The 20,892-nt window shown below is 48.5% G+C and carries 33 protein-coding genes; all 33 read left to right on the top strand.

Annotated features, from left to right (window positions below; genetic code table 11):
- Nucleotides 1–119: 119 nt before the first annotated feature.
- The 33 genes from rplM (at nt 120) to NYP67_RS00145 (ending at nt 20,843) form a co-directional block, all read left to right on the top strand.
- Nucleotides 120–569: a 50S ribosomal protein L13 gene (gene rplM, locus NYP67_RS00305; RefSeq protein ID WP_004131693.1), complete on the top strand. Its 450-nt coding sequence runs from the start codon at nt 120–122 to the stop codon at nt 567–569.
- Nucleotides 570–589: 20 nt separating this feature from the next.
- Nucleotides 590–1,078 (top strand): 30S ribosomal protein S9, encoded by a 489-nt coding sequence (gene rpsI, locus NYP67_RS00300; RefSeq protein WP_004131694.1) that lies wholly within the window; start codon nt 590–592, stop codon nt 1,076–1,078.
- Nucleotides 1,079–1,454: 376 nt separating this feature from the next.
- Complete coding sequence (gene adhE / locus NYP67_RS00295; protein ID WP_102704758.1) at nt 1,455–4,160, top strand: bifunctional acetaldehyde-CoA/alcohol dehydrogenase; 2,706 nt, start codon at nt 1,455–1,457, stop codon at nt 4,158–4,160.
- Nucleotides 4,161–4,552: 392 nt separating this feature from the next.
- On the top strand, nt 4,553–4,861 hold the full coding sequence (gene rpsJ / locus NYP67_RS00290) for a 30S ribosomal protein S10 (protein WP_003808013.1): 309 nt from the start codon (nt 4,553–4,555) through the stop codon (nt 4,859–4,861).
- A 15-nt stretch (nt 4,862–4,876) separates the two neighbouring features.
- Nucleotides 4,877–5,527, top strand: a complete 651-nt coding sequence (gene rplC, locus NYP67_RS00285) for a 50S ribosomal protein L3 (protein ID WP_004116043.1) — start codon at nt 4,877–4,879, stop codon at nt 5,525–5,527.
- A gap of 5 nt (nt 5,528–5,532) precedes the next feature.
- The gene (gene rplD / locus NYP67_RS00280; RefSeq protein ID WP_004133440.1) at nt 5,533–6,198 is read left to right on the top strand and encodes a 50S ribosomal protein L4; all 666 of its coding nucleotides are present in this window, start codon (nt 5,533–5,535) and stop codon (nt 6,196–6,198) included.
- A gap of 5 nt (nt 6,199–6,203) precedes the next feature.
- The gene (rplW, locus tag NYP67_RS00275) at nt 6,204–6,500 is read left to right on the top strand and encodes a 50S ribosomal protein L23 (protein ID WP_004114354.1); all 297 of its coding nucleotides are present in this window, start codon (nt 6,204–6,206) and stop codon (nt 6,498–6,500) included.
- Between the two features lie 34 nt (nt 6,501–6,534).
- Complete coding sequence (gene rplB, locus NYP67_RS00270; protein WP_004114355.1) at nt 6,535–7,365, top strand: 50S ribosomal protein L2; 831 nt, start codon at nt 6,535–6,537, stop codon at nt 7,363–7,365.
- 15 nt (nt 7,366–7,380) lie between these two features.
- Nucleotides 7,381–7,659: a 30S ribosomal protein S19 gene (rpsS, locus tag NYP67_RS00265; protein ID WP_004114357.1), complete on the top strand. Its 279-nt coding sequence runs from the start codon at nt 7,381–7,383 to the stop codon at nt 7,657–7,659.
- A gap of 16 nt (nt 7,660–7,675) precedes the next feature.
- On the top strand, nt 7,676–8,035 hold the full coding sequence (gene rplV / locus NYP67_RS00260; protein WP_004131697.1) for a 50S ribosomal protein L22: 360 nt from the start codon (nt 7,676–7,678) through the stop codon (nt 8,033–8,035).
- Nucleotides 8,036–8,037: 2 nt separating this feature from the next.
- Nucleotides 8,038–8,853, top strand: coding sequence for a 30S ribosomal protein S3 (gene rpsC / locus NYP67_RS00255; protein ID WP_004131698.1), 816 nt, complete (start codon nt 8,038–8,040; stop codon nt 8,851–8,853).
- Nucleotides 8,854–8,857: 4 nt separating this feature from the next.
- Nucleotides 8,858–9,277, top strand: a complete 420-nt coding sequence (gene rplP / locus NYP67_RS00250) for a 50S ribosomal protein L16 (protein WP_004114362.1) — start codon at nt 8,858–8,860, stop codon at nt 9,275–9,277.
- Nucleotides 9,277–9,528 (top strand): 50S ribosomal protein L29, encoded by a 252-nt coding sequence (rpmC, locus tag NYP67_RS00245; RefSeq protein WP_004105502.1) that lies wholly within the window; start codon nt 9,277–9,279, stop codon nt 9,526–9,528. Before rplP ends, rpmC begins: the two co-directional genes overlap by 1 nt.
- Nucleotides 9,529–9,530: 2 nt before the next feature.
- A complete protein-coding gene (rpsQ, locus tag NYP67_RS00240; RefSeq protein ID WP_004114365.1) occupies nt 9,531–9,797 on the top strand; it encodes a 30S ribosomal protein S17 in 267 nt (88 codons plus the stop codon).
- 90 nt (nt 9,798–9,887) lie between these two features.
- Nucleotides 9,888–10,256: a 50S ribosomal protein L14 gene (gene rplN / locus NYP67_RS00235; RefSeq protein ID WP_004114366.1), complete on the top strand. Its 369-nt coding sequence runs from the start codon at nt 9,888–9,890 to the stop codon at nt 10,254–10,256.
- A gap of 1 nt (nt 10,257) precedes the next feature.
- Nucleotides 10,258–10,593 carry a 50S ribosomal protein L24 gene (gene rplX, locus NYP67_RS00230; RefSeq protein WP_004114367.1) on the top strand — a complete coding sequence of 112 codons (336 nt, stop codon included), beginning with the start codon at nt 10,258–10,260 and terminating at the stop codon, nt 10,591–10,593.
- Complete coding sequence (gene rplE, locus NYP67_RS00225) at nt 10,590–11,162, top strand: 50S ribosomal protein L5 (protein WP_004114368.1); 573 nt, start codon at nt 10,590–10,592, stop codon at nt 11,160–11,162. Before rplX ends, rplE begins: the two co-directional genes overlap by 4 nt.
- A gap of 1 nt (nt 11,163) precedes the next feature.
- A complete protein-coding gene (locus tag NYP67_RS00220) occupies nt 11,164–11,349 on the top strand; it encodes a type Z 30S ribosomal protein S14 (protein ID WP_004114370.1) in 186 nt (61 codons plus the stop codon).
- A gap of 80 nt (nt 11,350–11,429) precedes the next feature.
- The gene (gene rpsH, locus NYP67_RS00215; protein WP_004131699.1) at nt 11,430–11,828 is read left to right on the top strand and encodes a 30S ribosomal protein S8; all 399 of its coding nucleotides are present in this window, start codon (nt 11,430–11,432) and stop codon (nt 11,826–11,828) included.
- 16 nt (nt 11,829–11,844) lie between these two features.
- A complete protein-coding gene (gene rplF, locus NYP67_RS00210; RefSeq protein ID WP_004133436.1) occupies nt 11,845–12,384 on the top strand; it encodes a 50S ribosomal protein L6 in 540 nt (179 codons plus the stop codon).
- Between the two features lies 1 nt (nt 12,385).
- Complete coding sequence (gene rplR, locus NYP67_RS00205; RefSeq protein WP_004114376.1) at nt 12,386–12,757, top strand: 50S ribosomal protein L18; 372 nt, start codon at nt 12,386–12,388, stop codon at nt 12,755–12,757.
- Nucleotides 12,754–13,482: a 30S ribosomal protein S5 gene (rpsE, locus tag NYP67_RS00200; protein ID WP_004131701.1), complete on the top strand. Its 729-nt coding sequence runs from the start codon at nt 12,754–12,756 to the stop codon at nt 13,480–13,482. The genes rplR and rpsE overlap by 4 nt, the downstream gene beginning before the upstream one ends.
- Nucleotides 13,482–13,664, top strand: a complete 183-nt coding sequence (gene rpmD / locus NYP67_RS00195; RefSeq protein ID WP_004131702.1) for a 50S ribosomal protein L30 — start codon at nt 13,482–13,484, stop codon at nt 13,662–13,664. The genes rpsE and rpmD overlap by 1 nt, the downstream gene beginning before the upstream one ends.
- 2 nt (nt 13,665–13,666) lie before the next feature.
- A complete protein-coding gene (gene rplO / locus NYP67_RS00190) occupies nt 13,667–14,122 on the top strand; it encodes a 50S ribosomal protein L15 (RefSeq protein ID WP_004131703.1) in 456 nt (151 codons plus the stop codon).
- A 211-nt stretch (nt 14,123–14,333) separates the two neighbouring features.
- Nucleotides 14,334–15,674, top strand: a complete 1,341-nt coding sequence (gene secY, locus NYP67_RS00185; RefSeq protein ID WP_004131704.1) for a preprotein translocase subunit SecY — start codon at nt 14,334–14,336, stop codon at nt 15,672–15,674.
- A 66-nt stretch (nt 15,675–15,740) separates the two neighbouring features.
- A complete protein-coding gene (locus NYP67_RS00180) occupies nt 15,741–16,301 on the top strand; it encodes an adenylate kinase (RefSeq protein ID WP_004131705.1) in 561 nt (186 codons plus the stop codon).
- Between the two features lie 147 nt (nt 16,302–16,448).
- Nucleotides 16,449–16,667, top strand: a complete 219-nt coding sequence (gene infA / locus NYP67_RS00175; protein ID WP_004105485.1) for a translation initiation factor IF-1 — start codon at nt 16,449–16,451, stop codon at nt 16,665–16,667.
- Between the two features lie 21 nt (nt 16,668–16,688).
- Nucleotides 16,689–16,802 (top strand): 50S ribosomal protein L36, encoded by a 114-nt coding sequence (gene rpmJ / locus NYP67_RS00170; protein WP_003842636.1) that lies wholly within the window; start codon nt 16,689–16,691, stop codon nt 16,800–16,802.
- 144 nt (nt 16,803–16,946) lie between these two features.
- Nucleotides 16,947–17,324 (top strand): 30S ribosomal protein S13, encoded by a 378-nt coding sequence (gene rpsM / locus NYP67_RS00165; protein ID WP_004105472.1) that lies wholly within the window; start codon nt 16,947–16,949, stop codon nt 17,322–17,324.
- A gap of 79 nt (nt 17,325–17,403) precedes the next feature.
- Entirely contained in the window at nt 17,404–17,802 is a 399-nt protein-coding gene (gene rpsK, locus NYP67_RS00160) for a 30S ribosomal protein S11 (protein WP_004105468.1), read from the top strand.
- Nucleotides 17,803–17,881: 79 nt separating this feature from the next.
- Nucleotides 17,882–18,877 carry a DNA-directed RNA polymerase subunit alpha gene (locus NYP67_RS00155; protein WP_004131706.1) on the top strand — a complete coding sequence of 332 codons (996 nt, stop codon included), beginning with the start codon at nt 17,882–17,884 and terminating at the stop codon, nt 18,875–18,877.
- Between the two features lie 78 nt (nt 18,878–18,955).
- The gene (gene rplQ / locus NYP67_RS00150) at nt 18,956–19,390 is read left to right on the top strand and encodes a 50S ribosomal protein L17 (RefSeq protein ID WP_004131707.1); all 435 of its coding nucleotides are present in this window, start codon (nt 18,956–18,958) and stop codon (nt 19,388–19,390) included.
- 151 nt (nt 19,391–19,541) lie between these two features.
- Nucleotides 19,542–20,843 (top strand): Mbeg1-like protein, encoded by a 1,302-nt coding sequence (locus NYP67_RS00145; RefSeq protein ID WP_116692308.1) that lies wholly within the window; start codon nt 19,542–19,544, stop codon nt 20,841–20,843.
- Nucleotides 20,844–20,892 lie beyond the last annotated feature (49 nt).

Raw genomic sequence — 20,892 nt, 5'->3', positions numbered from 1 at the left:
AAAGCGCTTTTCCCACTCGCCATCGAGGACTTTCAGGGAGCCCACGGATTATGAGTAGAGTATCTTCTATAAACCAAGAAGATATAAAGCTCGAAACACAATAGAGAAAAGGTACGATTGTGAAGACTTTCACACCGAAACCAGCAGATTTAACTCATGACTGGTACATTATCGACGCCACTGATGTGGTGCTTGGTCGCTTGGCTTCCCAGGTAGCTATTTTGCTTCGTGGCAAGAATAAGCCAACGTATGCTCCTCACGCCGATTCTGGCAATCACGTTATTATTATTAACGCAGATAAGATTGCTTTGACTGGCAATAAGTTGAGCAAGGAATTGTATTCCCACTCTGGCCGTCCAGGCGGACTTCGCCGCGATAGCTATGCTGAGCTTTTGGAGAAGAATCCAAAGCGCATCATTGTTTCCGCTGTTAGGGGAATGCTTCCAAAGAATCGTCTTGCTAAGGTTCAGCTTGATCGCCTTCGTGTGTTCACTGGCGCTGAGCATCCTCATATTTCGCAAAAGCCACAGGTCTTCGAGATCTCTCAGGTTAGCCAGCAGGCTAAGTGAATCGTAAGGAGAATATGATTATGGTAGATAACAACAACTCCGCGGTTCTTGAGAACGAAGAAGAACTGACTAGCTACACCACCGAAACCAACGCTGGTGCAGGCACTGGTACTTCCGCTATCGCTCCAGGCTATGGCACTGGTCGTCGTAAGGAAGCCGTTGCTCGCGTTCGCTTGGTTCCAGGTTCTGGTAAGTGGACTATTAATGGCCGCACTCTTGAGGAATACTTCCCATCTCGCTTATTGCAGCGTGAAGTTAATTCCCCAATCGTGCTTCTAAAGCTTGAAGGTAAGTTCGACGTTGTCGTTTTGGTAGACGGCGGCGGCACCACTGGTCAGGCTGGCGCAATCCGCTTGGGCGTTGCCCGCGCTTTGAACGCTATTGACCGCGATGCAAACCGTGCTTCCTTGAAGAAGGCTGGCTTCTTGACTCGCGACGCTCGCGTTGTGGAACGCAAGAAGGCTGGTTTGCACAAGGCACGTCGTGCACCTCAGTTCTCGAAGCGTTAAGCTGCGAAGAATTACAACTTCAATGGCTCCTGGCTTATGCTGGGAGCCATTTTTTATTCGTGTGTAATCTAGAATCAAGTTAAATGTTATTAATCGTTTGTAAGTAACAGCTAAATCTAACATTCTAGAAAATTTTTCAGCAAATCGCACATAAATCATTACAAATAAGAACAAATAACGAACATTAGGGGATAAACCTCGCTCATAAATAGCGCAACTCGCTGCAAACTCAAAATAGTACAGTAATTCAAGTAAATTGTGAAATGTATCACATACCAGCATTATGATGCGTCTTTCATAGAAGATTATGCATGTAAATGTTGATGTGCCAAAAGCGTAGAAGTACGTAAGGAATCTAAAGATCAAGGAGGACCAAATGGCGCAAGCGCAAGAAACAGCGCAAGAAAATGTGCTCGATGAAAAAGAGCAAGCGGCATTAGTTGCAAAGCAAGAAGTTGACGAGTTAGCTAAAAAAGCAAAAGTCGCTTTAGATGAATTTGAAAAGTTAAATCAAACTCAAGTAGACCGAATCGTAGCAAAAGCATCGATTGCAGCTCTAAACAAGCATTTAGTCTTAGCAAAAATGGCTGTTGAAGAAACAGGCAGAGGATTAGTTGAAGATAAAGCTACAAAAAACATCTTTGCATGCGAACATATTACGCATTATCTTGCAGGCCAGCGCACAGTAGGCATTATTAGAGAAGACGACGTTCTTGGAATCGACGAAATCGCTGAGCCAGTTGGCATTGTAGCAGGCGTTACGCCAGTCACAAATCCAACGTCTACAGCCATTTTTAAGTCGCTAATCGCGCTTAAAACTCGTTGCCCAATTATTTTTGGCTTCCATCCATTTGCCCAAAAGTGCTCTGCAGAAGCGGCAAGAATTGTGCGCGATGCTGCAATAGAAGCAGGAGCGCCAGAAAATTGCATTCAGTGGATTGAGCATCCATCAATCGAAGCTACGGGAGCTTTAATGAAGCACCCAGATGTTGCAACAATTCTTGCAACGGGTGGTCCTGGAATGGTTAAAGCTGCTTATTCTTCTGGTAAGCCAGCATTGGGCGTTGGTGCAGGAAACGCTCCAGCATATGTTGATGCAGACGTAGATGTTGAGCGCGCTGCAAACGATTTAGTGCTTTCAAAGCATTTTGACTACGGCATGATTTGTGCAACAGAGCAGGCGATTATTGCTCATAAAGACGTATACGATCCTTTGAAGCTCGAATTAAAGCGCCGTAAAGCTTACTTTGTAAACGAAGAAGAAAAAGCAAAGCTCGAGAAGTACATGTTTGGTTGCACGTCTTATAGTGGCCAAACTCCAAAGCTTAATTCTGTTGTTCCTGGAAAGTCGCCTCAATTTATTGCGCAACAGGCTGGATTTGAGATTCCAGAAGATGCTGTGATTCTTATTGCTGAGTGCAAAGAAGTTGGCGAGATGGAGCCTCTAACAATGGAAAAGTTGGCTCCTGTTCACGCTTTACTGCGCGCAGATAACAAGGAACAAGGCTTTGAAATGTGCGAGAAGATGCTTGTGCACGGAGCTGGTCACACTGCTGTGATTCATACCAACAATCAGCAGCTTGCTCGCGAATATGGTAGCCGCATGCATGCTTGCCGAATCATTTGGAACTCTCCAGGATCTTTGGGTGGCGTTGGAGACATCTACAACGCAATCGCGCCTTCTTTAACTTTGGGATGCGGTTCTTATGGTGGAAACTCTGTTTCTGGAAACGTTCAAGCGGTAAATCTTATTAATATAAAGCGCATAGCGCGAAGGAATAACAATATGCAATGGTTCAAGATTCCGGCCAAAACGTATTTTGAGCCGAATGCTGTTCGCTATTTGCGAGACATGTATGGCATTGAGCGCGCAGTTATTGTGTGCGATAAAGTGATGGAACAGCTTGGCATTATAGACAAGGTGATTGATCAGCTTCGTGCTAGAGACAACCGCGTAACGTTTAGGATTATTGATTACGTTGAGCCAGAGCCAAGCGTTGAAACTGTTGAGCGCGGCGCGGAAATGATGCGCGAAGAGTTCCAGCCAGACACGATTATTGCTGTTGGCGGCGGATCTCCTATGGATGCTGCAAAGATTATGTGGCTTCTTTACGAGCATCCAGAAATTTCCTTCGCTGATTTGCGCGAAAAGTTCTTCGATATTAGAAAGCGCGCGTTTAAGATTCCGCCTCTTGGCAAAAAAGCTTGCTTGATTTGCGTACCAACGTCTTCTGGAACAGGATCGGAAGTTACTCCGTTTGCTGTTATTACAGACCATAAGACTGGCTATAAGTACCCGATTACGGATTACGCGATTACGCCTTCGGTTGCAATCGTGGATCCAGTTTTGGCGCGTACGCAGCCTAGAAAGCTTGCTTGCGATTCTGGTTTTGACGCTTTGACGCACTCTATGGAAGCTTTTGCTTCTGTTTATGCTAACGACTTTACGGACGCAATGGCATTGCATGCAGCAAAGTTGATTTGGGAGAATCTTAACGATTCTGTGAACGCTAATGACCCTGAGCGCAAGATTCAAGCTCAAGAGAAGATGCATAATGCAGCTACGATGGCTGGAATGGCGTTTGGCTCGGCGTTCCTTGGAATGTGCCACGCAATGGCACATACAATCGGGGCTTTGTGCCACGTTGCGCACGGCCACACAAATGCGATTTTGCTTCCATATGTAATTCGCTACAATGGTCAAATTCCACAAGAGCCTACAAGCTGGCCAAAGTACAATCGCTATATCGCTCCAGAGCGCTACCAGCAGCTTGCTAAGAATCTTGGTGTAAATCCTGGTAAAACTCCTCAAGAGGGCGTAGAGAATTTGGCGCGCGCTGTTGAAAACTACAGGGATAATCTTCTTGGCATGGACGCATCGTTTAAGGCGTGCGGTGTGGACGAGGAATACTATTGGTCTTTGTTGGATCAGATTGGCATGCGTGCTTACGAAGATCAGTGCGCTCCTGCAAATCCGCGTATTCCTCAAATCGAAGATATGAAGGATATTGCGATTGCAGCGTATTATGGTGTTTCTCAAGAAGAAGGACATCGTATGCGCCTACAGCGTGAATCGAAGTAGAATTTAAGCAAAATTTATTGCATGATTATTTGAGTGGTTATCTAAGTGGTTATCTAAGTGATTATCTAGGTAATTATTGAATGATTATTGCATATTTAGTTACAAATGGCAGAGGCTGCACTAGCTGTAGTTTCTGCCATTTTTCGTTGGAAAATAGCCGACACGCCCGATTTTTGTTAATCCAAGGTTGATGGTTTAATTACTTAGTTGCCTGTTTTTAAGGCTCGCATATTGTAATTCAAAAAAGCGAGCGCAGAAGCAGAAATCGCAGTTTTTTGTTGATTTTTGTAGGCTGCGCACTGATGTGGAATGGCCTTTAGTGTCTATTCTCCCGGTGCCCTTTGATACAGGTTGGTAAACAGTAAACGAATCGCTAGAAAGGGCGGACGGCAATGGCGGGACAGAAAATCCGCATCAGGCTTAAGTCCTATGACCATGAGGTCATCGACCAATCGGCGAAGAAAATCGTCGAGACGGTGACGAACGCGGGCGCCACAGTAGTGGGTCCGGTTCCTCTGCCGACCGAGAAGAACGTGTTTGTTGTTATCCGTTCTCCTCATAAATATAAGGATTCTCGCGAGCATTTCGAGATGCGCACTCATAAGCGCCTCATTGACATCGTTGATCCAACGCCAAAGGCTGTGGATTCTTTGATGCACATTGACCTGCCTGCGGATGTAAATATCGAGATTAAGCTGTAGGAAGGGGGGTAAATAATGTCGCAAAATAAGAATCGCACTGCTTTGCTCGGCCGTAAGCTGGGCATGAGCCAGGTTTGGGATGAAAACGGCCTTTTTGTCCCCGTAACTCTGGTTGAGGTTGCTACCAACGTAGTTACCGCTGTTAAGACCGAAGAAACTGACGGTTATTGCGCCGTACAGCTCGGTTATGGCCAGATTGATCCTACCAAGGTTACCAAGCCATTGGCTGGTCACTTTGCAAAGGCTGGCGTGACTCCTCGTCGTCACCTCGCTGAGGTGCGCACTGAAAATGCAGCAGATTACAAGCCAGGTCAGGAATTGACCGCTGAAGTATTTGCTGAAGGTGCAGAAGTTGACGTAACGGGTACTACAAAGGGTAAAGGCTTTGCTGGCACAATCAAGCGTTGGGGCTTCAAGTCTTACCGTCGTACTCACGGCTCGCACAAGAATGAACGTCGTCCAGGTTCTGTGGGCGCATGTGCAACTCCAAGCCGCATTTTGAAGGGCAAGCGTATGGCTGGTCGCATGGGTCATGTGACTTCTACTGCGCTCAACCTCACAATCGTTTCTTCGGATGTTGAGAACGGTATTTTAGCTATCAAGGGTGCTATTCCAGGACCTAAGGGTGCTATCGTTCTAGTCCGTTCGGCAGTGAAGGGAGCCTGATTTAAATGGCAAACGTAACTCTGAACGTAACTGACACCAAGGGTAATGCAAACGGTACTGTTGAAGCTCCTGCCGAGATTTTCGGCATCTCCAACGAAGACGTTTTGGCTCACGGCCCATTGGTTCATCAGGTCGTTATTGCTCAGCTTGCTGCTGCTCGCCAGGGTACTCACGCGGTTAAGAATCGCGCTAACGTATCTGGTGGCGGTAAGAAGCCATGGAAGCAAAAGGGCACTGGTCGTGCTCGTCAAGGCTCCATTCGTGCTCCACAGTGGGTACATGGTGGCGTTGTACACGGTCCAGTTCCTCGCAAGTACGATCAGCGTACTCCAAAGAAGATGAAGGCAGCTGCTCTTCGTTATGCTCTTTCGGATCGTGCAAATGCTGGTCGCATTGCAATTGTGGACTTTGGCATTAAGGATGTTCCATCCACAAAGGCAGCTGTTGCAGCACTTACACCAGTAACTAAGGATCAGTTCACCACTGTTGTTCTCTCTCGCGAGAACATCAACGAGTGGATGTCTGTTCGTAACATTCCTACGGTGCATGTGATCTTCGCTGATCAGCTCAACACCTACGATGTCATCACCGCTCAGTACGTCGTCTTCTCCAAGGAAGGTTTCGAAGCCTTCGTTGCAGCTAAGACCGAGCCTGAAGTTAAGGAGGCCTGATTCAAATGGTCGCAGTCCATAACCCAGCACATGACATCATCTTAAAGCCAGTTGTTTCTGAAAAAAGCTATGCAGCTTCCGATCGTGGCCAGTACACCTTCGTCGTAGCTCCAAACGCTAACAAGGTTCAGATCAAGCAGGCTATCGAAGAAATCTTCAAAGTCAAGGTAACGAATGTTAACACCTTGAATCGCGCTGGCAAGCTCAAGCGCTCTCGCACCGGCTTCGGTCGTCGTGTGAATCAAAAGCGCGCTATTGTCACCGTGGCACAAGGCCAGACAATCGATATCTTTGGTAACTGAAGGCTAGCCGAGAAAAGTAAAGGAATACTATATTATGGCTATCCGCGTTTATAAGCCTACGACTGCAGGACGTCGTAACGCTTCGGTTTCGGACTTCTCCGAGATTACGCGTTCTACTCCTGAAAAGTCGTTGGTACGCAAACTCAGCAAAACTGGCGGTCGTAACTCTTACGGTCGCATGACTTCCCGCCATCGCGGCGGCGGACACAAGCGTCAGTATCGTCTCATCGATTTTAAGCGTTGGGACAAGGATGGCGTGCCAGCAAAGGTCGCTCATATTGAGTATGACCCTAATCGTTCCGCTCGCATCGCATTGTTGCATTATGCAGATGGTGAGAAGCGCTACATTATCGCTCCTGAAGGCATTTCCCAGGGAGATGTTATTGAGACTGGCGCCCAGGCTGATATTAAGCCAGGCAACAACTTGCCTCTTAAGAACATCCCAACTGGTACCGTGGTTCACGCAATCGAGCTTCGTCCACTTGGTGGCGCAAAGATTGCACGCTCCGCAGGTGCTGCCGTTCAGCTCGTAGCTAAGGATGGCGCTTACGCCCAGTTGCGTATGCCATCTGGCGAAATTCGTAACGTGGACGCTCGTTGCCGCGCTACAATCGGCGAGGTTGGCAACTCCGACCACGCTAACATCGAGCTTGGTAAGGCAGGTCGTGCTCGTTGGCTTGGTCGCAGGCCAATCACCCGAGGCGAATCTATGAACCCTGTTGATCACCCTCATGGTGGTCGTACCCGTGGTGGTAAACCACCTGTTTCTCCATGGGGCAAGGGCGAGGTTCGTACCCGCCGTCCGAAGAAGGCTTCGAACAAGATGATTGTTCGTCGTCGTCCGAATGGTAAGAACCGCAAGTAAGGGAGTGTCGAACAGATGACTCGTAGCATCAAGAAGGGCCCTTTCGTCGACGCCCACTTACAGAAGAAAGTCGATGAACAAAACGACAAGGGCACGCATAACGTCATCAAGACGTGGTCGCGTCGTTCGATGATCACTCCTGATTTCATTGGACACACCTTTGCCGTACACGATGGCCGCAAGCATGTGCCGGTATTCGTTACCGAAGCAATGGTTGGTCATAAGCTCGGTGAATTCGCCCCAACCAAGACCTTCAAGGGTCATGTGAAGGACGACAAGAAAGCACGCCGCTAAAGGAGAGTTAGGACACATGGAAGCTAAAGCAATCGCTCGTCACGTACGTGTGACGCCGCGCAAGGCTCGCCGCATGGTCGACCTCATCCGAGGCAAGCGTGCAAGCGAAGCCATTACCATTTTGAAGTTTGCTCCTCAAGACGCATCGTTGCCGGTGCGCAAGGTTCTTGAAAGCGCGATTGCTAATGCTCGCGTTAAGGCTGAGAAAGCTGGAGAACCATTCCGCGAGCAAAACTTGGTCATCAAGGAAACTTATGTGGATGAGGGTGTAACGCTTAAGCGTTTCCGCGCTCGTGCACAGGGTCGCGCTGCGCGCATTAACAAGCGCACAAGCCATATCACTGTTATCGTCTCGCTTAAGGAAGGGGATCGCTAAAGATGGGTCAGAAGATCAATCCTTTCGGCTATCGCCTGGGCATTACCGAGAATCATCGCTCTAGGTGGTTCTCCGATTCTACTAAAGCCGGCGAGCGTTACCGTGACTTCGTCCTTGAGGATGACAAGATTCGCAAGGAAATGAGCCATGACCTCGAACGTGCAGGCGTGTCCCGCATTGTTATCGAGCGTACCCGTGACCGCGTTCGTGTGGATATTCACACCGCTCGTCCAGGTATTATTATCGGTCGTCGTGGCGCAGAAGCCGAGCGTGTTCGTGCAAAGCTTGAGAAGCTCACTGGTAAGCAAGTACAGCTCAACATCTTTGAAGTAAAGAACGCTGCACTTGACGCTCAATTAGTTGCTCAGGGAATTGCGGAACAGTTGACTAACCGCGTTACATTCCGTCGCGCTATGCGTAAGGCACAGCAAGACGCAATGCGCGCAGGTGCCAAGGGTATCCGTATTAAGCTCTCTGGTCGCCTTGGTGGCGCCGAAATGAGCCGTTCTGAGTTCTACCGCGAAGGTCGCGTTCCACTGCAGACCTTGCGCGCCCTTATTGATTACGGCTTCTTTGAAGCCAAGACCACTTACGGCCGTATTGGCGTAAAGGTTTGGATTTACAAGGGCGATATGACTGAGCGTGAGTTTGAAGAGCAGCAGGCTCAGCAGGGTAAGCGTGAAGGTCGCCGTGGCGATCGTCGTCCACGTCGTGGCGCACGCTCTGCCAATCAGCAGAAGGCTACCGAGGCACAGGCCGAAAAGCCAGCCGAGGCTGTAGCTGCTGAAGCTCCTGCCGCAACGGAAACGAAGGAGTGAGCAGATGCTTATCCCAAAAAGGACTAAATATCGCAAGCAGCACCGTCCTACCCGTAGCGGCATGTCTAAGGGTGGAACCGCTATCGCTTTCGGCGATTTCGGTATTCAGGCGCTGGCTCCGGCGTACATCACTAACCGTCAGATCGAGGCAGCCCGTATCGCAATGACCCGCTATATTAAGCGTGGTGGTCGCGTGTGGATTACGGTTTTCCCTGATCGTCCATTAACCAAGCACCCGCTTGGTGCACGAATGGGTTCCGGTAAAGGTGCTCCAGAATTCTGGATTGCCAACATTCACCCAGGTCGTGTAATGTTCGAGATCGGTGGTGTTTCTGAGGACGTCGCTCGCGAGGCTTTGCGCCGCGCTATCGACAAGCTCCCAATGAAATGCCGTGTTATTGCGCGTGAAGGCGGTGACATCTGATGCCAGTCGGAACTGCAGACTACACCATCAAGAATTTAAACGAGAAGACTAATGCTGAAATCGAAGGCTTCTTAAAGAAGTCTAAGGAAGAGCTTTTTAACTTGCGCTTCCAGGCAGCAACTGGTCAACTTGAAAACAGCGCTCGCCTCAAGGCGGTCAAGCACGACATAGCCAGGATGTATACTATCCTGCGTGAGCGTGAACTCGGCATCAGCCAAGAGCCTGGCGCCACTGAGGTCAAGGAGAAGTAAGCATGGCTGAGAACCAAGAGCGCAACTTCCGCAAGGTTCGTCGCGGCTACGTCGTGTCCGAGGCCATGGACAAGACGATTGCCGTGGAGTTGGAGCAGCGTTCGACACACCCACTTTACGGTAAAGTCGTCCGCTCCACCCGCAAGGTCAAGGCCCATGATGAACACAATGAGGCGCATATTGGCGACCTCGTGAGTATTATGGAAACTCGGCCTTTGAGCAAGACCAAGCGTTGGCGTCTCGACTCGATTATCGAGCGCGCCAAGTAAACAAGTTCAGCAAGGCTCCGCGCTTCACCTGTGCTGCTTATTTGAGCGGTACGGGTGAGCGGGGAGAACCAGCTCGACTAAGGAGAATCAATGATTCAGCAGGAAACGCGGCTTCATGTCGCCGACAACACGGGTGCTAAGGAATTACTTGCCATCCGCGTGCTCGGTGGATCGAAGCGACGCTATGCCGGCATCGGCGACATCATCGTCGCCTCCGTTAAGGATGCTATTCCTGGCGGGTCGGTCAAGAAAGGCGACGTAGTTAAGGCTGTCGTCGTCCGTACTGTCAAGGAACATCGTCGTGTTGATGGTTCCTATATTAAGTTCGACGAGAACGCCGCTGTTATTCTCGGCTCCGGCCGTGAACCAAAGGGCACTCGTATCTTTGGACCAGTCGGTCGTGAATTGCGCGATAAGCGCTTCATGAAGATTGTGTCCCTCGCCCCGGAGGTGATCTGAGATGGTAGCCAAGATTAAGTCCGGCGACCAGGTAAAGGTTATCCGCGGCAAGGATCGCGGTAAGGAAGGCAAAGTACTTCGTGTACTCGCCGAAGACCGTTTGATCGTCGAGGGTGTTCAGGTTGTTAAGAAGCACGTGCGTGCTACCCAGCAGGGTCAGCAGGCAGGCATCGTCTCTGTTGAGGCTCCAATTCACCGTTCTAACGTTATGGTGATTGACCCAGAGACCAAGCAACCAACCCGCGTGGGCGTGATTGTTAAGCAAGAAGCTCGCGACGGCAAAGTAAAGACCGTGCGCGTGCGTGTAGCTAAGAAGTCCGGAAAGGAGCTGGCATGACCGATACTACAGTTGAAGCGCCGGCAACTCCGCGCTTAAAGCAACAATACAATGATCAAATCGTTCCAGCTTTGGAAAAGGAATTTGGCCACACTAATCCTATGCAGGTGGCTCGTTTGCAGAAGGTCGTCGTCTCTATGGGCGTTGGCGCTGCAGCTCGCGATTCCAAGCTTATCGAAGGTGCGATTAAGGATCTCACTTTAATCACTGGTCAGAAGCCAAAGGTTACTAAGGCTAAGAAGTCTGTTGCGCAGTTCCATTTGCGCGAAGGCCAGGCTATTGGCGCTTACGTAACTCTTCGTGGTGATCGTATGTGGGAATTCTTGGATCGTTTGCTCACTCTGGCTTTGCCACGTATCCGCGATTTCCGTGGTATTAATGGCAACCAGTTCGACGGTCAGGGTAACTACAACTTCGGTCTTACGGAGCAGTCAATGTTCCACGAGATTGATCCTGATTCGATTGATCATCAGCGTGGTATGGACATCACCGTGGTGACCACCACCAAGGACGATGTGGAAGCGAAGTCGCTACTTAAGCACCTCGGTTTCCCATTCAAGGAGAACTGATATGGCAAAAACCGCTCTGAAAAACAAGGCGGCCGCTAAGCCGAAGTTCAAGGTGCGCGCTTATACGCGTTGCCAGGTTTGTGGTCGTCCTCACTCCGTGTATCGCAAGTTCGGTCTGTGCCGTGTATGCCTTCGTGAAAAGGCACATCGCGGTGAGTTGCCGGGTGTTACGAAGTCCAGTTGGTAAATATCGACGCTGAAGGTCCACTGCTTTATAAATAACAAACAGGCGGTGGAAACCACGGCGAGAAAGGGCGTTAGCCCAACATGACAATGACAGATCCTATCGCAGACATGTTGACACGTCTGCGTAATGCGAGCGCGGCAAAGCACGATATCGTGGAAATGCCGTACTCCAAATTCAAGGCGAATATCGCCGAGATTCTTAAGCGCGAAGGCTACATTAAAGACTTTGCTGCTAAAGAAGCTAAGGTTGGACAGACTTTGGAAGTTACGTTAAAGTACGGCTCCAATGGTCAGCGTTCCATCCAGGGCATTAAGCGCATCTCTAAGCCAGGCTTGCGTCGTTACGCAAAGTCTGATTCTTTGCCTATGCCTCTTGGCGGTCTCGGTATCGCTATTATCTCGACCAGCTCGGGATTGTTGACTCAGAAGGAATGCCTCGATCGAGGCATTGGCGGCGAAATCGTCGCCTACGTATGGTGAGAAAGGAGAGCTGAAAATGGCATCGCATATTGGTAAGCTCCCCGTCGACATTCCTGCAGGCGTGGAAGTTAAGATTGAAGGTCAGTCCTTTAGCGCTAAGGGTGCTAAGGGCTCTGATTCCTATGTAATTCCAGAAGGTATTACCGCTGAAGTTGCTGATGGCAAGATCGTTTTGACCCCAGTTGACGATTTGCGTCCAACTCGTGCAAAGCACGGCTTGGCTCGCGCAATCGTGGCGTCTATGGTTAAGGGTGTGCACGAAGGCTACGCCAAGACTCTAGACATTGTTGGAACTGGTTATCGTGCTGTAATGAAGGGCAAGGGCATTGAGTTCTCGCTCGGCTATTCGCACACTATTACCGTTCAGCCACCTGAGGGCATTGAGTTTGAATTGCCAAACGCAAATCAGGTAATCGTCAAGGGTACTGACAAGCAGGCCGTTGGTCAGGCTGCCGCTAACATTCGCAAGCTTCGTGCTCCAGAACCTTATAAGGGCAAGGGCATTAAGTACAGCGATGAGCGTATTTTGCGCAAGGCTGGAAAGGCTGGTAAGTGATATGAGCGTTAAGATTTTCGGTAAGGGTACCAAAGTCGCACGTTTGCGTCGTCACGCCCGCCTTCGTAAGCGCATCTCTGGCACTCCAGAGCGCCCACGTTTGGTAGTTTCTCGTTCTAACCGTCACATGGTTGCTCAGATTGTGGATGACACTAAGGGTCTTACCCTTGTAAGCGCTTCCACCTTGACTTCTGACTTCGCTGGTTTTACTGGTACGAAGACTGAAGCTGCTACCAAGGTTGGCGAGTTAATCGCAGCCAAGGCGAAGGAAGCGGGAATCACCGCTGTTATCTTCGATCGTGGCGGTAATAAGTATCATGGTCGCGTCGCAGCCGTAGCTGAAGGCGCCCGTCAGGGAGGTCTAGCACTGTGAGCGATAACGAAAAGGAAACCCAAGTGGCTGAAGAAACTCAGAACACTCAGGCATCCGCTGAGGAGCGTACCGACGATCGTCGTTCCCGTCGTTCTAAGGGCGAAGGTAAGCGTAGCGAACGTCGTAGCCGTCGTGAAGAAAACCGCGGCGAAGAGCTTTTGGATCGTGTAGTTACTATTAACCGTGTTTCCAAGACCCACAAGGGTGGCCGTACCTTTAGCTTTGCAGCACTTGTTGTTGTTGGCGACGGTAAGGGCACTGTTGGTGTTGGTTACGGTAAGTCTCGCGAAGTTCCAGCAGCTATCGCTAAGGGTCAGCTTGACGCTAAGAAGCATATGTTTACTGTTCCACGCATTCGTGGTACCGTGACTCACCCTGTGTTGGGTCACGATGCTGCTGGTACAGTTTTGCTTCGTCCAGCTGCTCCAGGTACTGGTGTAATCGCTGGTGGCGCTGTGCGTGCTGTTATGGAGTGCGCTGGCATTACCGATATCCTCACCAAGTCCATGGGCTCCGCAACCGCTGTTAACGTGGTTCGCGCTACTGTGGATGCTTTGAAGAAGCTTGAAGAGCCAGAAGAAATTTGCGCTCGTCGTGGACTTTCCCTCGAGGAAGTTGCACCAGACGCATTGCTTCGTGAGCGCGCTGCTGGCATTGCCGAAGCACGCAAGGCTCGTGAAGAAGCTCAGGCTGCTAAGGCTGCCCAGGCAAAGGATGGTGAGTGATGGCTAACTTAAAGATCACTCTGGTGCACGGTTTGGTTCATTCCACCGAGCGTCAGCGCGCTAACGTTAAGACTCTTGGCCTTCACAAGATTGGTCAAAGCGTTGTTCGCGAGGACAATTCAGTCAATCGTGGCTTGGTTATGGCCGTTCGCCACTTGCTGAGCGTTGAGGAGGTTGACTGATTATGGCTAATGAAGAACCAATGTTGCACATGCACACGTTGCGTCCAGCTCCAGGAGCTAAGAAGGATCGCATCCGCGTGGGTCGTGGTGAAGGCTCTAAGGGTAAGACTTCGGGTCGTGGAGACAAAGGTACAAAGAAGCGTTACCAAGTTCGTCCAGGCTTTGAAGGCGGCCAGCTTCCACTTTACATGCGCTTGCCTAAGCTTCGTGGCTTTAAGAGCCCATTCAAGAAGGAGTTCCAGGTTGTTAATGTTGCAGCCCTTGCAGAACTCTTCCCAAAGGGTGGCGAAGTCACTGTTGCTGATTTGGTAGTTAAGGGCGCTGTGCGTGATGGTTACCCAGTTAAGGTTTTGGGCGATGGCGATCTTAAGGTTGCTTTGACTCTTAAGGGAGTTAAGGCTTCTGCATCCGCTAAAGCCAAGATCGAAGCTGCTGGTGGCTCTGTTAGCGAAGAGTAGTAATAAGTAGTAATACTTAAGCTAGTAATGCTAATTAACGCAGTGATTTAACTGTTTAATAATCCCCCTAGTTTGCACTGGGGGGATTATTTTATTGCAAAACTCACTCAATTATTGTTTCAGTATGTACCGTGATATAAACTATTGCCTCAGAGTTTGTTTTTTTACTGGTGCGCCTAGATCGTAGCGCAAAAAAGGGAGGAAGACCCAGGTGAAAACGTTAATCCAGGCCTTCAAGACGAAGGAGTTGAGGAATAAGATCCTCTTCGTCTTCGCAATGATTATTATCTACCGAATCGGCTCATTTATTCCGATTCCTGGAGTTGACTACAAAGTTATTCGAGCTTGCACCGCTAAGCTGGCTTCTTCTAGCGAGAACTTTATTGGGTTGGTGAATCTGTTCTCTGGCGGTTCTCTTTTGCAGCTTTCGATTTTTGCATTAGGCGTTATGCCATACATTACGGCGTCCATTGTTATTCAGTTGCTTAGAGTTGTGATTCCACGCTTTGAGGCTCTTCACAAAGAAGGTCAGTCTGGAGAAACGAAACTTACTCAGTACACCCGTTACTTAACCATCGGTTTGGCTGTTTTGCAATCAACTACCATTTTGGTTACGGCTCGTTCTGGCGCGCTATTTAACTATCAATGCGGCCAGGTTATTCCAGACGGTTCTATGTGGAGCCTTATTGTAATGGTCTTAATCATGACTGGTGGCACTGGCCTCATAATGTGGATGGCAGAGCTTATTACAGATAAGGGTATTGGCCAGGGTATGTCTGTATTAATCTTTATGTCTATTTGCTCTGGATTCCTTCCAAAGTTGTGGGAAATCGGTTGGGGTACGAATGGCCTTAATGGAGATTGGACTAAGTTCTCCATTGTTGCTGGCGTTTTCCTTGTGATTCTTATTTTCGTTGACTTTGTGGAGCTTGCTCAGCGTAGAATCCCTGTTCAGTACACGCGTCGAATGATTGGCCGCAAAATGTACGGCGGCTCTTCCACATACTTGCCTCTTAAGGTGAATATGAGTGGCGTTATTCCACCAATCTTTGCGTCTTCGATTCTTGCTATTCCAACACTTCTTGCTCAATTTGGAGATAGTCGTAAGGATTGGGTGCGTTGGATTAATGCCAATTTAGCAAACTCTACTTCTGTTTGGTACATAGCGTTGTACACCGTTATGATCGTGTTCTTCTGCTTCTTCTACACCGAGATTACTTTTAATCCAGATGAGACTGCAGACAACATGAAGGAATACGGCGGATTTATTCCTGGTATTCGCGCTGGTAGCGCTACAAGCCGTTATCTTAGCTACGTTATGAATAGGCTTAACACAGTTGGTGCTATTTACTTGCTGTTTGTGGCTTTGATTCCAACGGTTTTGATTATGTCTTTGCATCTTAATATGAAGCTTCCATTTGGTGGTACAACAATTCTGATTATTGCTGGTGTTGGCTTGGATACTTTGCGTCAAGCTAAGGCTCAAACTGAGCAATTCCAGTATGCTGGATTCCTGTTTGATCACAGCAATAATAAGCAGGTTGCTAAGTAGTATTTCAGATAGGTTTTGTTTAATATTTGTATTGGATTTGCATTGGCATAAAACTAGGAGATTAATATGCGATTGTTAATTATGGGTCCGCAAGGAGTAGGTAAAGGCACTCAAGCCGCTTTGCTTGCAGAGCATTACAATATTCCTGCTATTTCTACTGGCGACATTTTCCGTTATAACTTAAAGAATAAAACGGAACTTGGCAAGAAGGTTCAAGGTTATCTCGATAAGGGAGAGCTTGTTCCAGATGAATTGACAAATAGCATTGTTAAAGATCGTCTTGCTCAAGATGATGCAAAGAATGGCTGGATTCTAGATGGCTATCCTCGCAACGCTTCTCAAGTTCAGGCTCTTGATCGCATGTTGGAAGAGCTTGGTACTCCACTAGATCATGTTGTTGCTTTAGAGGCGGAGCGTGAGGTTTTGCTTGAGCGCATGCAAAAGCGTGCTGTAGAGCAGGGTCGTTCCGACGATACTCCAGAAGTTATTGCTAAGCGTTTGGAAACTTACGAGAAGGAAACAGCTCCTTTGCTGGATATTTATGAAAGCCGCGGTCAGCTTGTTGAAGTTGATGGCGTTGGAGATATTGCCGAAATCAACAATCGCATAGTTGAATCCTTGGTATGAGATTTATTTAAGATTTAGATTTTCTCATATTTGTAATGCGCCCTTGCGACACGCCGAGTGTTGTATTGGGCGCATTTACTGTATCATAGAAGATTGGCGTGTCTTCGGATGCGCAAAGTAGTATATCCAAGGAACGGAACGAGGCTCATGGCAAAAGACGGTGTGATTGAAGTCGAAGGCACGGTAGTAGAAGCACTACCTAACGCGATGTTTCGCGTTCAGCTTGAGAACGAGCACATTGTACTGGCTACGATTTCGGGAAAAATGCGTAAGAATTACATTCGCATTCTTCCGCAAGATCGTGTTGTGCTGGAGATGAGTCCTTACGATTTGAACCGCGGACGTATTACGTACCGTTATAAGTAAAGGTACAAGCAAAGGAAAACCATGAAGGTCAGCCCTAGCGTGAAGAGGATCTGCGAAAACTGCCGCGTGATCCGCCGTCACGGTCGCGTCATGGTGATTTGCATCAACCCACGTCATAAGCAGCGTCAGGGCTGAGTGGATCTCCACCGCGAATATAAAGGAATAAGGCGCTAAGTCGCAGCTTAAGCTGAACCCTGGGTGCGCAGGCCCAGGCCGCAAATAATCGATATTATTGCGGGAGACTTGGTGCACGACCTGCGTAATAGTAAAGGAATTACAATGGCACGTCTTGCCGGAGTAGATATTCCCAATGAGAAGCGCATTGAGATTGCCCTCACCTATATTTTTGGTGTAGGTCGTACTCGCGCTAAGGAAACGCTTGCCGCGACCGGTGTTAATCCGGATACCCGCGTCAAGGATCTTACGGATGAACAGTTAATCACTTTGCGTGATTATCTTGAGGCCAACTATAAGATTGAAGGCGATTTGCGTCGTGAAATCGACGCCGACATCCGTCGTAAGATTCAGATCAACTGCTATCAAGGCCAGCGTCATCGCAAGGGTCTTCCTGTGCGTGGTCAGCGTACTAAGACTAATGCTCGTACTCGTAAGGGTCCAAAGCGTACTGTCGCCGGGAAGAAGAAGGCCACCCGATAGTCGGTGGTCGGCTCTAGGCCACGAGTTAATTCTCATCGCCTAGACATACCAACTAATTCGTCATAGGAAACGAGGGTCAATGGCAGCTGCAAAGCAAGCCTCGCGCAAGCCGCGTCGCCGGGACCGCAAGTCGGTACCGGTTGGGCAGGCGCATATTAAATCAACATTCAATAACACGATTATTTCCATCACCGATCCATCGGGTGCAGTCCTCTCTTGGGCTTCTGGTGGCGATGTCGGCTTTAAGGGTTCCCGTAAGTCGACTCCTTACGCTGCAGGTATGGCCGCTGAGTCTGCTGCTCGTAAGGCAATGGAACATGGCCTTAAAAAGGTCGACGTGTTTGTTAAGGGTCCAGGTTCCGGTCGCGAAACCGCTATCCGTTCCCTTCAGTCCGCGGGTCTTGAGGTCGGTTCTATTACCGACGTCACCCCACAAGCGCATAACGGCGTTCGCCCACCAAAGCGTCGCCGCGTCTGAGCACTCTTACGAATCCATCCATCCAACCCGCTTATGGGCGGCGAGTGCACCACCGACCAGAAGCTGAAAGGATACAAAAGTGCTTATCGCACAGCGTCCAACACTTACCGAGGAATCACTGAATCCCCAGCGTTCTCGCTTTACTATTGAGCCGTTGGAACCAGGTTTCGGATACACGCTCGGCAATTCGCTGCGTCGTACCTTGTTGAGCTCCATTCCAGGTGCGGCCGTTACTTCGGTACGCATCTCTGGTGCTTTACATGAGTTCACGACTCTGCCAGGTGTTGAAGAGGATGTCACTGAAATCCTGCTGAACATCAAGGGCATCGTACTTACAAGTGAGTATGACGAGCCAGTAGTGATGTATCTACGCAAGAGCGGCAAGGGTGAGGCAACAGCTGGAGATATTACTCCTCCTGCTGGCGTCACTATTGCCAACCCACAGATGCATATCGCTACACTTGCTGAAGATGGCGAGCTCGAAATTGAGTTCACTGTGGAGCGTGGTCGTGGCTACGTGCCTGCTCAAATGAATAAGCAGGAAAACAGCGAAATCGGTCGCATTCCAGTGGATTCGATCTACTCGCCAGTTTTGAAGGTGAGCTATAAGGTCGAAGCTACCCGCGTGGAACAGCGCACGGACTTCGATAAGCTTATCCTGGATGTGGAAACTAAGCCAGCTATTACACCACGAGACGCAGTTGCGTCCGCAGGTTCGACTTTGGTTGAGCTTTTCGGTCTTTGCCGTGAGCTTAACGTCGATGCTGAAGGTGTTGAAGTTGGTCCAGCTCCAGTCATGGCGGAAGCTGATTCCCAAATGGCCACTCCAATTGAGGATTTGAACCTAACGCAGCGCAGCTACAACTGCTTGAAGCGTGAAGGAATCCACACAGTTGGTGAGCTGGTAGTTCACACTGAGCAGGATTTGCTCGATATTCGTAATTTCGGCATGAAATCCATCGATGAGGTTAAAGAAAAGTTGCAATCCATGGGATTGTCTCTTAAGCCTTCACCGCTTGGCTTTGACGCCAATAATCTCGAAGGTGGCACATTCTTCTCGCCAGAAGACGAGTAAACAACCACCGCAAATCGTCGCGGTTTTTGGATGTTCGGGTTTTTGCCCACCTGAATTCCGCGGCAATAAGGAGTAATAATGCCTACACCGAAACAAGGGCCTCGTCTGGCTTCTAGCCCAGCGCATGAGCGCCTGATGCTGGCCAATATGGCTACAAGCCTCTTCCAGCACGGTCGTATTGTGACTACTTTGCCAAAGGCAAAGCGTCTTCGTCCACTTGCTGAGCGTTTGGTAACATTCGCTAAGCGTGGCGATTTGCATTCGCGCCGCCGCGTGTTGCGCGTAATTCGCAATAAGTCCGTTGTTCACATGCTTTTCACTCAGATTGCTGAGCAGATGAAGCAGCGTGAAGGTGGCTATACTCGCATCGTTAAGATGGCCCCTCGTCGTGGTGATACTGCTCCACAGGCTATTATCGAGCTTGTTGTTGAGCCAGTAAGCCCAAAGAAGGCTGTTGTTAAGGAAGCTGAGTCCGCTACTAAGGTTGCTGCTAAAGAAGAAGCAGCCGAGTAGTTGAGATTAGCATCTTGATGCATCGGTAAGTAAATCTTTTTGCGATTAATCGCAAGTATAAAGGTTTATTAAACGGGTTGGAGATATCTCCAGCCCGTTTTTCTATATCTGACATATATTTTCTATATCTGGTATCAATTATTATTGAACTATGTCAAATATTCTCGATTTACTGAATAATGATTTTACTAATTTTAAAGAGCGAAAATTCAACGCCGTAGATTCGCTTATTTTATGCGAGTTGGCGTATATTTGCATGCCTGAATCGATTCCAAAATATAATGACGATTCTAACTCACTAGCAACCGTTCCTTTAAGCGAATTGCTTCGCGGTGAGGATTTTTCTTCAATGTTTAGCTCTGGTTCTACTAAGGTAGATGAGTTTCGCAAGAATCTACTTTTGGCTGTTGAGTCTAGCCCGCGTTATAGGGGCATGCGTGTTGGTGAGGTTCTTGAACGTTTTGATGAGTCGAATATTGATGACTCTTGCGAACAGCAATTTGCGGCTGTTACTTTTGATTTAACAGATTGCATTGGGTCTAGCTGCTTTGTTGTTGCTTTTAGAGGAACAGATAACACGCTTGTTGGCTGGAAGGAAGACTTTAACATGGCATTTCGCTGCCCAGTGCCAGCGCAGGAGTCGGCGGCGGAGTATTTGCTCTCTATATCTAGGCGCGCATGTAAAGATTCTTGCAAAAGTGGCGGTATTCGTGGGATTTTTAGCAGTGTTGGTGATTATTTTGCGAATTTGTTTAATAAGAAGAGTGATTTTAAGAATAGTGATTTAGATAAGAGCAATCTAGAAAATAGCAATGATTGCGATTTAAATGATTGCGATCTAAGTGATAATCCTAAAATATTTGTTGTGGGCCATTCAAAAGGCGGGAATATGGCTGCATACGCGGCAATGCGATTAGACGCGCAAGATCGAAGCCTTGGAAATCATATTAGTAAAATCTATTCAATGGACGGCCCTAGTTTTGGCTCGGATGTTGTTGATCCAAAGGTTTTTTCTCGCGTTGTTTCCAGAATCGAAAAAGTTGTTCCGCAATCTGCCTTTATTGGATTGATTATGGATACGGGAGTGCCGTATAAGGTTACAGCTGCCGATTCAATTGGATTAATGCAACATCTTGGCATATATTGGCAAGTTAAAGATGGTGATTTTGACTACTGCGATTGTGTAACTCCGCGCGCTCTAGCAGTTTCTAAAGCTGCAAACGAGTGGATGATGAGTTTGCCATTTGAAGAGCGAAAACGCAGAATTGATAGTGTTTACAGCATGTTTAGCAGTTTAGGGTACTCGAATTTCGACGAGATGTCTTCGCATTGGTCGGAGGTTGTTCCTGCATTATTGAAGATTGCAATGCATATGGATTCAAAAACATATGAGTTGATTCGTAGCGTTATGAGTGCTTTTGCGCTCGCTGGCGGTTCAGATAAGAAAAACTAGTGGAAGTCTGTTTGTAAGTCTGTTTGTAAGTCTGTTTGGAAAGGTTTTG

It is taken from the genome of Gardnerella sp. c23Ub_4 (genome assembly GCF_055804115.1).
The sequence above is the reverse complement of the archived record's forward strand: the minus strand, read 5'-3'. Positions and strand labels throughout refer to the sequence as shown.

What these genes read in the sequence shown, in the direction of transcription:
- NYP67_RS00220 (WP_004114370.1), top strand. Translation starts at nt 11,164, where the DNA reads ATGGCAAAAACCGCTCTGAAAAACAAGGCGGCCGCTAAGCCGAAGTTC.
- rpsK (WP_004105468.1), top strand. Translation starts at nt 17,404, where the DNA reads ATGGCAGCTGCAAAGCAAGCCTCGCGCAAGCCGCGTCGCCGGGACCGC.
- rplP (WP_004114362.1), top strand. Translation starts at nt 8,858, where the DNA reads ATGCTTATCCCAAAAAGGACTAAATATCGCAAGCAGCACCGTCCTACC.
- rplV (WP_004131697.1), top strand. Translation starts at nt 7,676, where the DNA reads ATGGAAGCTAAAGCAATCGCTCGTCACGTACGTGTGACGCCGCGCAAG.
- adhE (WP_102704758.1), top strand. Translation starts at nt 1,455, where the DNA reads ATGGCGCAAGCGCAAGAAACAGCGCAAGAAAATGTGCTCGATGAAAAA.
- rplQ (WP_004131707.1), top strand. Translation starts at nt 18,956, where the DNA reads ATGCCTACACCGAAACAAGGGCCTCGTCTGGCTTCTAGCCCAGCGCAT.
- rpmJ (WP_003842636.1), top strand. Translation starts at nt 16,689, where the DNA reads ATGAAGGTCAGCCCTAGCGTGAAGAGGATCTGCGAAAACTGCCGCGTG.
- rplW (WP_004114354.1), top strand. Translation starts at nt 6,204, where the DNA reads ATGGTCGCAGTCCATAACCCAGCACATGACATCATCTTAAAGCCAGTT.
- rplD (WP_004133440.1), top strand. Translation starts at nt 5,533, where the DNA reads ATGGCAAACGTAACTCTGAACGTAACTGACACCAAGGGTAATGCAAAC.
- rpmC (WP_004105502.1), top strand. Translation starts at nt 9,277, where the DNA reads ATGCCAGTCGGAACTGCAGACTACACCATCAAGAATTTAAACGAGAAG.
- rpsS (WP_004114357.1), top strand. Translation starts at nt 7,381, where the DNA reads ATGACTCGTAGCATCAAGAAGGGCCCTTTCGTCGACGCCCACTTACAG.
- NYP67_RS00180 (WP_004131705.1), top strand. Translation starts at nt 15,741, where the DNA reads ATGCGATTGTTAATTATGGGTCCGCAAGGAGTAGGTAAAGGCACTCAA.
- rplX (WP_004114367.1), top strand. Translation starts at nt 10,258, where the DNA reads ATGGTAGCCAAGATTAAGTCCGGCGACCAGGTAAAGGTTATCCGCGGC.
- rplE (WP_004114368.1), top strand. Translation starts at nt 10,590, where the DNA reads ATGACCGATACTACAGTTGAAGCGCCGGCAACTCCGCGCTTAAAGCAA.
- rpsJ (WP_003808013.1), top strand. Translation starts at nt 4,553, where the DNA reads ATGGCGGGACAGAAAATCCGCATCAGGCTTAAGTCCTATGACCATGAG.
- rplF (WP_004133436.1), top strand. Translation starts at nt 11,845, where the DNA reads ATGGCATCGCATATTGGTAAGCTCCCCGTCGACATTCCTGCAGGCGTG.
- rpsC (WP_004131698.1), top strand. Translation starts at nt 8,038, where the DNA reads ATGGGTCAGAAGATCAATCCTTTCGGCTATCGCCTGGGCATTACCGAG.
- rpsI (WP_004131694.1), top strand. Translation starts at nt 590, where the DNA reads ATGGTAGATAACAACAACTCCGCGGTTCTTGAGAACGAAGAAGAACTG.
- rplC (WP_004116043.1), top strand. Translation starts at nt 4,877, where the DNA reads ATGTCGCAAAATAAGAATCGCACTGCTTTGCTCGGCCGTAAGCTGGGC.
- rpsM (WP_004105472.1), top strand. Translation starts at nt 16,947, where the DNA reads ATGGCACGTCTTGCCGGAGTAGATATTCCCAATGAGAAGCGCATTGAG.
- rpsQ (WP_004114365.1), top strand. Translation starts at nt 9,531, where the DNA reads ATGGCTGAGAACCAAGAGCGCAACTTCCGCAAGGTTCGTCGCGGCTAC.
- infA (WP_004105485.1), top strand. Translation starts at nt 16,449, where the DNA reads ATGGCAAAAGACGGTGTGATTGAAGTCGAAGGCACGGTAGTAGAAGCA.
- rpmD (WP_004131702.1), top strand. Translation starts at nt 13,482, where the DNA reads ATGGCTAACTTAAAGATCACTCTGGTGCACGGTTTGGTTCATTCCACC.
- rplO (WP_004131703.1), top strand. Translation starts at nt 13,667, where the DNA reads ATGGCTAATGAAGAACCAATGTTGCACATGCACACGTTGCGTCCAGCT.
- NYP67_RS00145 (WP_116692308.1), top strand. Translation starts at nt 19,542, where the DNA reads ATGTCAAATATTCTCGATTTACTGAATAATGATTTTACTAATTTTAAA.
- rplR (WP_004114376.1), top strand. Translation starts at nt 12,386, where the DNA reads ATGAGCGTTAAGATTTTCGGTAAGGGTACCAAAGTCGCACGTTTGCGT.
- rplN (WP_004114366.1), top strand. Translation starts at nt 9,888, where the DNA reads ATGATTCAGCAGGAAACGCGGCTTCATGTCGCCGACAACACGGGTGCT.
- rplB (WP_004114355.1), top strand. Translation starts at nt 6,535, where the DNA reads ATGGCTATCCGCGTTTATAAGCCTACGACTGCAGGACGTCGTAACGCT.
- rpsH (WP_004131699.1), top strand. Translation starts at nt 11,430, where the DNA reads ATGACAATGACAGATCCTATCGCAGACATGTTGACACGTCTGCGTAAT.